Genomic DNA, 1000 nt, shown 5'->3' on the forward strand with positions numbered 1-1000 from the left:
ATTCGATAATAGAGCTGACAACCCCGGCGCCAACGGTACGGCCGCCTTCACGGATGGCGAAGCGAAGTCCTTCGTCCATGGCGATTGGGGTGATCAGGTTTACTGTTACGGCTACGTTGTCGCCGGGCATTACCATCTCGGTGCCGGCGGCTAGTTCTACTATGCCGGTCACGTCGGTGGTGCGGAAGTAGAACTGGGGACGGTAGCCGTTGAAAAACGGTGTATGACGTCCACCTTCTTCTTTGGTCAGAATGTAGGCTTCTGCCTTGAACTTGGTGTGCGGGGTGATTGAACCGGGCTTTGCCAGTACTTGGCCACGCTCGATGTCTTCACGCTTAACGCCACGAAGCAGTGCACCGATGTTATCGCCGGCTCGGCCTTCGTCGAGCAGCTTGCGGAACATCTCTACACCCGTAACGGTAGTTTTGGCGGTGGCTTTCATGCCGACGATCTCTACTTCTTCGCCGACCTTGACGATGCCTCTTTCTACACGGCCGGTTGCTACGGTTCCACGGCCGGAGATGGAGAATACGTCTTCGACGGGCATGAGGAACGGACGGTCGATGGCGCGCTGTGGCTCGGGGATGTAGCTGTCTACGGCTTCCATGAGCTTCATGATGGCGGGCTCGGCCAGTTCGCCCTGCTCGCCGTTCAGTGCCTGAAGGGCGGAGCCTTTGATGATGGGTATATCGTCTCCGGGGAAGTCGTAGGAGGAGAGTAGTTCGCGAATCTCGAGTTCTACCAGTTCGAGGAGTTCTTCGTCGTCGACCATGTCGGCTTTGTTGAGGAATACCACTATGTAAGGTACGCCTACCTGACGGGCGAGCAGTATGTGCTCACGGGTCTGGGGCATTGGACCGTCGGCTGCGGATACGACCAGGATGGCGCCGTCCATCTGCGCTGCTCCGGTGATCATGTTCTTTACGTAGTCGGCGTGGCCCGGGCAGTCAACATGGGCATAGTGACGCTTGTCGGTTTCATATTCTACATGGGCGGTAGC

1 protein-coding gene is annotated in these 1000 nt (G+C 57.5%); it reads right to left on the reverse strand.

Going from position 1 to position 1000, the window contains the following annotated elements:
- The coding region (tuf, locus tag JCM15764_RS20720; RefSeq protein WP_054698813.1) for an elongation factor Tu at window positions 1-1000 on the reverse strand (1000 nt) is incomplete at both ends.

This window comes from Geotalea toluenoxydans JCM 15764 (assembly GCF_001311985.1).
In the GTDB taxonomy this organism is placed as follows: Bacteria; Desulfobacterota; Desulfuromonadia; order Geobacterales; family Geobacteraceae; genus Geotalea; species Geotalea toluenoxydans.